Origin of the sequence: Megasphaera cerevisiae DSM 20462 (assembly GCF_001045675.1) — a bacterium.
Classification (GTDB): domain Bacteria; phylum Bacillota; class Negativicutes; order Veillonellales; family Megasphaeraceae; genus Megasphaera; species Megasphaera cerevisiae.
Genome location: NZ_LEKT01000011.1, coordinates 52837 through 63226 on the forward strand (window position 1 = coordinate 52837; position 10390 = coordinate 63226).

General features: G+C 49.3%; 10 protein-coding genes and 5 tRNA genes. 1 reads left to right on the top strand and 14 read right to left on the bottom strand.

Annotated features, from left to right (window positions below):
- Positions 1-29: 29 nt before the first annotated feature.
- From AB840_RS05125 to AB840_RS05190, 14 genes are all read right to left on the bottom strand, one after another.
- Entirely contained in the window at positions 30-2018 is a 1989-nt protein-coding gene (locus AB840_RS05125; RefSeq protein WP_048513764.1) for a bifunctional 4-hydroxy-3-methylbut-2-enyl diphosphate reductase/30S ribosomal protein S1, read from the bottom strand.
- Positions 2015-2629, bottom strand: coding sequence for a lysophospholipid acyltransferase family protein (locus AB840_RS05130; protein ID WP_048513765.1), 615 nt, complete (start codon positions 2627-2629; stop codon positions 2015-2017). The genes AB840_RS05125 and AB840_RS05130 overlap by 4 nt, the downstream gene beginning before the upstream one ends.
- On the bottom strand, positions 2626-3297 hold the full coding sequence (gene cmk, locus AB840_RS05135; protein WP_048513766.1) for a (d)CMP kinase: 672 nt from the start codon (positions 3295-3297) through the stop codon (positions 2626-2628). Before cmk ends, AB840_RS05130 begins: the two co-directional genes overlap by 4 nt.
- Positions 3285-4541, bottom strand: coding sequence for a BaiN/RdsA family NAD(P)/FAD-dependent oxidoreductase (locus AB840_RS05140; protein WP_048513767.1), 1257 nt, complete (start codon positions 4539-4541; stop codon positions 3285-3287). Before AB840_RS05140 ends, cmk begins: the two co-directional genes overlap by 13 nt.
- 14 nt (positions 4542-4555) lie before the next feature.
- Complete coding sequence (locus AB840_RS05145) at positions 4556-5272, bottom strand: pseudouridine synthase (protein ID WP_072061760.1); 717 nt, start codon at positions 5270-5272, stop codon at positions 4556-4558.
- Positions 5244-5885, bottom strand: coding sequence for an SMC-Scp complex subunit ScpB (scpB, locus tag AB840_RS05150; protein WP_234984879.1), 642 nt, complete (start codon positions 5883-5885; stop codon positions 5244-5246). Before scpB ends, AB840_RS05145 begins: the two co-directional genes overlap by 29 nt.
- Positions 5854-6573, bottom strand: a complete 720-nt coding sequence (locus AB840_RS05155) for a segregation and condensation protein A (protein WP_048513768.1) — start codon at positions 6571-6573, stop codon at positions 5854-5856. Before AB840_RS05155 ends, scpB begins: the two co-directional genes overlap by 32 nt.
- A 140-nt stretch (positions 6574-6713) precedes the next feature.
- Positions 6714-6802 (bottom strand) — tRNA-Leu (locus AB840_RS05160).
- A 16-nt stretch (positions 6803-6818) separates the two neighbouring features.
- Positions 6819-6892 (bottom strand) — tRNA-Cys (locus AB840_RS05165).
- 6 nt (positions 6893-6898) lie between these two features.
- Positions 6899-6973 (bottom strand) — tRNA-Gly (locus AB840_RS05170).
- Between the two features lie 8 nt (positions 6974-6981).
- Positions 6982-7057, bottom strand: a tRNA-Phe gene (locus AB840_RS05175).
- An 8-nt stretch (positions 7058-7065) separates the two neighbouring features.
- A tRNA-Asp gene (locus AB840_RS05180) sits at positions 7066-7142 on the bottom strand.
- Between the two features lie 145 nt (positions 7143-7287).
- Complete coding sequence (gene rny / locus AB840_RS05185; protein WP_048513769.1) at positions 7288-8823, bottom strand: ribonuclease Y; 1536 nt, start codon at positions 8821-8823, stop codon at positions 7288-7290.
- Positions 8824-9112: 289 nt separating this feature from the next.
- Positions 9113-10078, bottom strand: coding sequence for a hypothetical protein (locus AB840_RS05190; RefSeq protein WP_048513770.1), 966 nt, complete (start codon positions 10076-10078; stop codon positions 9113-9115).
- A gap of 171 nt (positions 10079-10249) precedes the next feature.
- Here AB840_RS05190 and AB840_RS18245 point away from each other — a divergent pair.
- Positions 10250-10390: helix-turn-helix domain-containing protein (locus AB840_RS18245; RefSeq protein ID WP_152669410.1), on the top strand; the 141-nt coding region annotated here is incomplete at its 3' end.

Here is a 10390-nt window from a genome sequence, read left to right on the forward strand (position 1 = left end):
ACACGCCGGCTATCCCCCTTTTCGGAAAATTATTTATCTTCTTCTACAGCATCCCCAATGGTAGCCGCATCTTCATCCTGATTGGAACTTTCCAAATAATTGCGAACTTCCTTTTCTTCTTCATCTTTCTGAATAGCCAGGACACTCAGAGATATTTTCTTTTTATCCGTATCGATGCCGATAATCTTGACATCCATAATGTCGCCGATATTGACCAGATCTTTTACAGCAGCGCCGCGTTTGTCAGTCAATTCGGAAACATGGAGAAGCCCTTGTAATTCCGGATCAATAGAAAGAATAGCCCCAAACGGAAGAAGCTTTTTGACTTCACCCTTAACAACATCACCGATTTCAAACTTTTCAATAGCCGCGATCCAGGGATTTTTCTGCAGTGCTTTTAAGGAAAGAGAAATGCGATCCCGTTCTTTATCAAATTTCTGCACCAGTACCTGCAGCTTCTGCCCGACCTTGAGGATAGCATCAACGGAGCTGATGCGCTTCCATGAAATATCGGAAATGTGAAGCAGGCCTTCTACCCCGCCCAAATCAATAAATGCGCCGTAAGGCATGATTTTGACGACTGTGCCTTCCAATACAGCACCTTCTTCAATCTGTTCCAGTGCAGCTGCCCGCTGTTCTTCCCGTTCTGCTTCAAGAACGGCTTTGCGGGACAGGACCAAGCGGTTTTTATGTTCATCAATATCGATTACCTTGACCTTAAAGGTCTGACCTACAAGATAATCCAGCGACTTAACAAATTTTACATCGCCCTGTGAAAGGGGGATGAAGCCGCGCAGGGATTTGATCGAAACGACGAGGCCGGCTTTATTTGTTTCTTTGCCAACACATTCAATAAGTCCGCCGTTTTCAAAAGCGTCTCTGACATCTTTCCAATCTTCGACCTTCTTCATCTTGACAAGGGAAACGACAATAGCGCCTTCTTCTTTGATGTTATTGGCAATTTCCACTGTCAATTCATCACCGACTTTAACAAAGTCGCCTGCTTTTTCCGGAGCCGGTACAGCCATTTCCTTTTTCGGCAGAATGGCTTCTGCTTTCGTGCCGATGGAAACATAGGCAGCATCATCGTTCACAGAAATAACCGTGCCTTTGACCACGTCACCTTTCTTTGGATTTTCTTCATAGTCATACTTCTCCAACAATTCTTCACTCATTACTTCTGTGCCTTCTGCTTGCAAATTTTCCATAATCTTAACAACCTCCTGTATTATCCAATCCGGTGTGGAAGCACCGGCTGTAATGCCTATATTTTTCATACCATGGAACCATTCCGGCCTGAGTTCAGCCGCTGTTTCAACATGATATGTGGGGCAACCCTGTTCTCTGCATACCTGTGCCAGCCTGCCCGTGTTAGCACTATTTCTGCCGCCAACAACGATCATGGCATCCACTCTGCCGGACAGGCTCACTGCTGCATTCTGCCGCAGACGTGTCGCCGTACATATAGTCATATGTACATCAAGATGATTCGTTTTCGTCTGCAGGACTGCAAGGATACGCTTGAATTGCTCTTGGGAAAACGTCGTTTGCACAACGACTCCCATAGAATCGCAGAACGAAATTTGTTCTGCTTCAAATTCCTTATCTATTATAATAGCACGATTTACCCCCCATTGTGAAATACTAATTACTTCAGGATGGGATTTTTCGCCAATTATTACAAGTTTTTTTCCCTCTTTGACAATTTTTCCGGCATCTTGCTGTGCTTTTTTGACGTGGGGACACGTCGCATCCGTCACCTCCAGGCCCTTTCGGACCGCCTCCTCATAGATCGCCGGGCCTACGCCGTGAGACCGAATGAGAATTTTTGCACCATCAGACACCTCGTCAAGAGACTGCACCGGAGCCACTCCCTGCCGGGACAGCCGTTCCACCACCTGTGGATTATGAATAATAGGTCCCAGCGTATACGTACCCGCCTCGGCCTGTGAAGCCATTTCCACTGCCCGCCGGACACCGTAGCAAAAACCGCAGGCTTCCGCAATATGTACCTTCATCCTTGAGTTCCTCCATACTGCCGAATCATGGCAAGCACGATATCTCTCACTTGTCCGGTCCATTGCCTGGCCGCATCCTTGCCTGCCGGCACCTCTGCCGGCGGAAACACGGGCTTGCCAAAGACTACGCACACTTCGCCGGTCTTTTTTGGCAAAGGCCGTGAATTGATAACGGCTGCCGGAAGAACAGGCACGCCAGCCTTCATGGCAATACCGGCAAAACCATCATGAAACGGCCCCAATATGCCCTGATTTTTACTTGTTCCTTCAGGAAAAATTCCCAGAACACCGCCTTTTTTCAGGACGCGAAATGATTCCATAACGGCCCTGCGGTCAATACGCCCCCGGTGTACCGGAAAGGTGTGTACATACCGCAGAAACCATGCCATAACAGGATTACGGAACAATTCCTCTTTAGCCATAAAGCTGATCACATGATGCCGCACTGCCGTGCCAAGAAGAGGCGGGTCAAAATAGCTTGCATGATTGCATACAATAATAAACGGACCTTTTTCCGGAATATTTTCTTCTCCATAGACCTTCATGCCGATGAGTGTATAGGTCACGAAATTGAATATCCGGCGAATGAGATTATACCAAACATTGCTCATCGTTCTCTGGCCCTGATCAAATCTGTAATGACATCGGCAGTTTCATCCAGATTCAACTCGCTATTATCAATGAGAATTGCATCCTCCGCCCTTCTCAGCGGCGAGAGCTCACGATGGGAATCCATATCATCACGGGCGGCAATACTGCGTTGTACTGCTTCCAGCGTTTCCGTACTGCCGCTGGCATGCATTTCCAAAAAGCGCCGCCGGGCCCGGGATGCCACAGATGCCGTCAGATAAATTTTAAGATCCGCCTGGGGTAAAACAACAGTGCCTATATCCCGGCCGTCTAAAATAACGCCGCCGGACGCCGCCATTTCCCTCTGCAATTGTACCAGTTTTTCCCGTACGACTGCAAGTGCTGCGACAGAAGATACATGAGAAGATACGTACGGCGTGCGAATCGTTTCAGTAACCTCCGTCTCGCCGACATAGACCCGGCACAAATGCGGTCCCGGTTCTAGCCGTATTTGCAGGGCATCCGTCAGCCTTTTGACGGCAGCTGCATCGTCAATATCAATGCGCTCCGTCAAAACTGCCCACGTGACCGCCCGATACATCGCCCCGGTATCAATGTACAGATACCGAAGCCGGGCCGCAGCCATCTTGGCGGCACTGCTTTTGCCGGCACCGGCCGGCCCATCTATAGCTACGGTTATTTTTCGCATGATTCCCTCTCCTTTACCGCCGCGGCCTTACCGGCCACATAGCCGGTAGAAAAAGCCGCCTGCAGATTATATCCGCCGGTAAACGCATCAATATCAATAACCTCACCGGCAAAATACAGATTAGGTACTCGTTTGGATTCCATCGTTTTAGGATCTATTTCCTTGACATGGACGCCGCCGGCCGTTACAATAGCTTCCTCCAGCGGACGCGTCCCGGTGACGGTAAGGCAAAGAGCCTGCATCGTACCGGCTAAATCCTGCCGCTGCAGTTTCGTAATCTGATTGGCCGGTACATGTCCGTCAATACCGGCTTGCTCCAATACGACGGGGATCAGCCGCTGCGGCAGCAGATCCTTCATCGCATTTTCCGTTTCCTTGCGGATGTATTTTTGAAAATCCCGCTGTATCCGCTGATCCAGCGTGGCCGCCGACAATGCCGGTTTCAGGTTAATGCGCAGCTGCATAGGAAAGACACATTTTTTCTTATGTGCGGCATCGCTGCTCAGCATGAGAATAATGGGACCGGATACACCGAAATGGGTAAACAGCATTTCGCCGAAATACGCCGCCTGTTTTTTTCCTTGCTTCCACAGCGATCCTTCCACATTACGCAGTGACATTCCTGACAGCGTATGCGGCCATATTTCTGCCGTCACAAAAGGAATCAAAGACGGTTTCAATTCCGTTACCGTATGCCCCAGACTGCTGGCAAAGCCGTATCCGTCGCCCGTCGAGCCGGTAACGGGATAGGACATGCCGCCTGTCGTAATAATGCAGGCATCGCCTTCATAGGTCCCCGATGCGGTGCAGACAGCCATACGTCCGTCTTCCCTGACATAAACCGCTCGAACAGAGTCCTGCAGATGGATTCTAACACCTAAATCCCGCAGCTTATAATACAGAAACTTGCGTACCTCCACGGCACTATCCGACTGCGGAAACACACGTCCGCCCCGTTCTTCCTTCGTAGCTAGTCCCCAGCTATTCAGCTGATCCAGCAAATCCCGGTTTGTAAACTGTTCATAGGCGCTGTACAAAAACTTGCCATGTCCCGGCGTATGAGCGATAAACTCCGTCATGCTGCACGTATTGGTCAAATTACAACGGCCCTTGCCGGTAATACCCATTTTTTTGCCTACTATATCATTTTTTTCAAACAATCTGACAGCAGCCCCCTGTGAGGCGGCTGTCAGAGCAGCCAGGATACCGGCAGCACCGGCACCGATGACGATCACTTCGTTCATAAAAACTCCTGTTTCTATTTGTATTTGTATAATTCTGCCACTTCTTCCCGGGTCAGGCTGCGGTACGCACCGCGCTTGACGCCGCTCAGCGTCAGAAAAGCATATTGCACACGGCGCAGGCTGTGCACCTGATGTCCAAAAAACTCAAGCATACGGCGCACCTGACGGTTGCGGCCTTCATGAATTGTAATTTCCACACTGGTCAGGCCCGTCTGATTGTCATAGCCGTTATAACACACATCGGCCGGCGCGGTTATGCCATCAGCTAATTCGACGCCGTCAGCCAGCTTCTGCAGAACAGAATTGACAATATGACCTTTTACTTTTGCCTCATAGGTCTTATCGACCAGACAACTTGGATGCATCAATATATTGGCCAGCTCGCCGTCATTTGTCATGATCAGCAAGCCCTCCGTATTCTGATCCAATCGTCCTACGGCATAAATCCGGTCTGTTTCCTTTTTAAAGTAATCCATAACCGTTGCGCGCCCCTGATCATCGCTGGATGTCGTAATCACGCCCTTGGGCTTGTTGAATAAATAATAATGCTTAGGCTGTACTTCCAGTCTCTTCCCATCGACGATAATACTATCCTTATCTGGATCGACCTTCGTCCCTAATTCCCTGATGACGGCGCCATTTACTCTGACACGTCCATCCAGTATCATCTGTTCCGATGCGCGGCGCGATGCGACGCCGCAATTACTCATCAGTTTCTGTAACCGTTCCATGTATTTCTATATCCTCCGTTGGCTCCGTATCTGCCTCTATTTTTTCTGCTGCCTCTGACGGAATATCTTCCGATACAGCGACAGGCACATGCCCTGCCAAATCCGACAGGGAATCCATTCCTATACATTCCAGAAAGTACGCTGACGTACCATACAAGATAGGACGTCCCGGGCTATCCTTACGGCCCAGCTCGACAACCAGTCCCTGTTGAACCAAGGTCGCCAGCACCCGTTCGGATGATACGCCGCGCAGTTTTTCTATATCGGCCCGTGTAACCGGCTGTTTAAAAGCTACAATAGCCAGTACCTCCAATCCTACTGGGGACAGCTCTGCCGTATCGCTCGCCCGCACCCACGAAACCGCATTGCAAAGATCCGGACGGGTAACAAGCTGATAGCCGCCGGCAACCCGAATCAAGGCGAGACCGCGCCGCTGATCTGCCAGCAGCTTCTCCAGCGTGCATGCCGTATTTTCGGTCTCGCTGCGGCTCCATCCCGTATGGGCGCATATATCAGCCGTCTTCATGGGCTGGCCGCTGAGAAAAAGCAGGGCTTCCAGCAGCGCCGTCGGTTCATGCTTCTCAATTTGGTGTGTATCGTAAGGCAACCGCATTCCCATCCTCTCCATCTGACAGCGTATGGCACCGGCCCATTTTCAGCATTTCCAACACAGCCAAAAACGTGACAACCAGTTCCACTTTGGAACGGCAGGTTCGGAAAACATCGGTCACTGCCGTTGCGCCCGGTGACTGGCGAAGCAAATAAGCCACCCGCTGCATACATTCGTCAACACTGTAAATTTCATGTCTGATATGGATTTCCGGCACTTTCTGCGTTTCCAGTACCCGACAAGCCTGCCGAAACGCCTGATACAGCGCATCCGTCGCAATGGTACCCGTAAATTGCGGCTCGTATGCCATAGGCGTACCGGCCCGGCTCAGCATACGGCTTCGTTTTTCCCACAAGGTACCCATCATTTCGGAAATTTCCTTCATGCGTTTGTACTCCACCAGCTGTCTCACCAGGGCTTCCTGCGGATCTTCCTCTTCATCAGGATGCTCCTTGGGCGGCTTGGGTAAAAGAAGCCGCGACTTCAGCTGGAGCAGCGTCGCTGCCATGACAAAAAACTTACTGGCATAATTAACGTCAAACACATCAATTCGATTGACATACTCATTAAACTGATCTGTAATTTCGACAATAGGGATGTTATAAATATCGACTTTGTTTTTTTCGATCAGATACAGCAGTAAATCCAGCGGTCCTTCAAAGTCTGATACCTTATATTTATATTCTTCCATAGAAATCGCCATTCTTATTATATGATAAATTATAGGAAATTACAAAAAAGGTTTGGATTTTCATCCAAACCTTTTAGTCATTTGCAAGGGCTGCAGTCGGCTACGGCCAACAGCGTGCTCACAGCAATGTGTTTTTAGTATGGTGCCGGGGACCGGAATCGAACCGGTACGGATATTTCTATCCGACGGATTTTAAGTCCGTTGCGTCTGCCAGTTCCGCCACCTCGGCATGACGAAAAAAAATATGGAGGCGGCACCCAGAATCGAACTGGGGATGAAGGTTTTGCAGACCTCTGCCTTACCGCTTGGCTATGCCGCCATACTATGGAGCGGAAAACGAGGCTCGAACTCGCGACCCCCACCTTGGCAAGGTGGTGCTCTACCACTGAGCTACTTCCGCGTATATATTGGTGCTCAGGGACGGAATTGAACCGCCGACACGGGGATTTTCAGTCCCCTGCTCTACCGACTGAGCTACCTGAGCAAAAAATATGGCGACCTCGATCGGATTTGAACCGACGATCTTCGCCGTGACAGGGCGACATGTTAAACCGCTACACCACGAGGCCATCTCATATACCCGAAGCGCTCAGCGCCCCGAACAAAAACTATTCTATCACGTCAGCCCTGTTTTGGCAAGCTATTTTTTCATTTTTTTTATAAACCTGCAAAAAAATCCCCTGCCTGAATCAGGCAAGGGACTTGTATTCATCCTTATTTTGCATAATCTATCATTCGTGTTTCACGAATGATGACAACTTTGATCTGACCCGGATATTCCAGTTCGGCCTCGATTCGTTTGACAATATCATGAACGAGGAGAACGCAATCGGATTCATCCAGTTTTTCAGGCTTCACCATGACGCGGATTTCGCGTCCGGCCTGTATTGCAAAACAATCTTCGACGCCGTCAAAAGATTCGGCAATTTCTTCCAGCTTCGTCAGCCGTTTCAGATAATTTTCCAACGTTTCTCTTCTTGCACCCGGGCGGGCTGCCGATACGGCATCCGCGGCCGACACGAGGACCGCCTCAATACTGCGCGGTTCTTCATCCCCATGGTGGGCGGCAATACAATTGACAATCAACTTGGATTCGCCATACTTTTTGGCGACCTCTGTACCGATAGTAACATGAGTACCTTCCAATTCATGATCCAGGGCTTTCCCAATATCATGAATCAGCCCGGCACGCTTGGCAAGGGTTTCATCCACGCCTAATTCAGCCGCCATAACACCGGCCAGCTGTGAAACTTCAATCGAGTGACGCAGTACATTCTGTCCGTAGCTCGTGCGATACCGCAAACGACCCAAAATCTTTATCAGTTCGGGATGCAGGCCGTGAACCCCTGTTTCATACGTGGCCTGTTCTCCAGCCTCCCGAATTTTCTGATTGACCTCTTTCCGGGCCTTTTCGACCATTTCTTCAATACGGGCCGGATGGATACGTCCGTCGGTAATCAGCTTTTCCAGAGCAATGCGGGCAATTTCGCGGCGGATAGGATCAAAGCAGGACAAAATAACAGCTTCCGGCGTATCGTCAATAATCAGATCGACGCCCGTAAGAGTTTCGATCGCCCGGATATTCCGCCCTTCTCGTCCGATAATACGCCCTTTCATTTCATCATTAGGAAGGGAAACGACAGAAACAGTCGTTTCAGCAACGTGATCGGCAGCGCACCGCTGAATGGCTGTGGAAATAATTTCCCGTGCTTTTCCCTCAGCTTCCTCTTTGGCTTCTTCTTCCAGATTTTTGATCATCTGCGCCGTTTCATGCTTTACCTCTACCTGAATATTGTTCAGTAAAAGCTCCTTCGCATCTTCATAGGTCAAGCCGGAAATACGCTCCAATTCGGCCATTTCCTGTCCATGGAGCGCTTCGATCTTTTCCTGTATCAGCGTTACTTCATCTTCCTTACGCTGCAGCGATTCTTCTTTCTTTTCCATGGAATCGGACTTTTTGTCCAAATGTTCTTCTTTCTGCAGCAGACGCCGTTCCAAACGCTGTAACTCACCGCGTCGTTCTTTATGTTCCCGTTCGGCATCACTGCGCAGCTTGTGTACTTCTTCCTTGCCTTCCAGAACGAGTTCCTTTTTACGAGCCTCCGCGTTTTGATGGGCCAGCGAAATAATGCGCTCTGCCTCTACCTCGGCCTGTCCTATTTTACCCTCTGCGATTTGCTTTCGGTAAAAATATCCCGTCCCAATACCAATAATTCCACAAGCGACTGCTGCAGCTATAATAGCTAACATGTACTGATTTCACCTCCTTTTCACCCAAAAAAGCCGAACAATCCGTCCGGCTTTTTTTATATGAGTATGTGTTGTTTACATCATGTTCAAAAAACCTACAATTATGCAAAATGTATGCCAGTATATGAAACCGGCTCTTTTTATTGTAAATTTTTTTGAAGACCCTGTCAAGGTAAAAGGAGCATGACGCGCTACTTTATCTTTTATTATGCATATCCAGTACCGCAGCGCATAGTGTCTGTTTTATCATGACACAGCAGAAATCTTGCTTATATAGACCTTGTTAGGGTTAGAATTTATAAGTTGCCTGGATTCTTGTATAATCTCCCAGCGTGAAGTGTTCCGGCCCGTAGAGGGTGTCGCGCTGGCTCGTGCTCTTGGCGCCGAAGGTATAGAAGGCTTCCAGGAGGAAATTTCTGGCCGGGACGTAGCCGGCTCCCAGGGTAAAGGAGCGGATGCCGTCGAGGTAGCGGTCCGGTACCCCCTCCGTGCCGTTGCCGCCGAAGAAGGAGCCGTGTTCGAAGTACTTGTAGTCCGCAAAGGCATTCCAGCTGCCGGGACGCTCCGTATCCGCCTTACCCACGTCGACGCGGGCCACCCAGAAGGTCGGCGCCGAGCCGCCGCCGGTATAGCGTCCGTAGGCATCGCGGCCGCCGTGGAAATAGTGGCCCGTAGCAGCGCGGTTGATCCCCCAGTCGAAGGACAGAGACGACGCGCCGAGCTTGTATTGGGCGCCGATGCCGAAGACATTGGCAATGTCCATTTCCTGGTCATAATTCCCCCAGCCGCCGGCTATTTCTTCCATGCCCGTCTTGTGATAGCCTTCGCCCATGGAACGGAGATACCAGGCCTGGAGGCCCAGCTTGTCGCCTACCGTTTGCCGCACCTGTACAAAGGCAGCCCGGTCGATGGCGGGGAGGACGTCTTGTTTCAGGAGATTGCCCTTGACTTGGATGATACTGGGCAGAGCGCTGATAGGGATTTCTGCCATATTAAAAGGATCAAATTTTGCTCGAGCCCAATAAAAGAAACTATTCAGACAACTATCCACATCAGTACCACTTCTACCTAAAGTTTGTCCCACGAAATCAACAAAAAGAGACTGTAATGCACTTGTTTTATCCATCGCTTGTCCATCACCATTGACAAAAGATACATTTGTCTTACCCTGATCTTTATAATAGGATACAACAGCATCATAGACAGAACCCAGATAATCATATACAGCATTTTTCCCCGTATTGGAATCCAGCATTTCACCCCAGCTCTTATCGCGTAATCCATACTGTTCCCGTAAATCCGTGGTTTTTAATTTTTCCGTAAATTGTAGAATGAAATTGAACACTAAAACTAAATAAAAAGATCCATAGGATTGCATCAATGGTAAAATTAAGTTACGACACAAAATTAACCGGAGGCAATCACTATGGACTACCTAAATAATACCATTAATACCCTACCTCGCGAAAGAGGACAACACTTAAGATTTGAAGATCGATGCGAAATCAAAGCGCTCCATAAGCAAGGTTACTCTTATCGCCAGATTGCAAAAGCACTTAATTGCTCA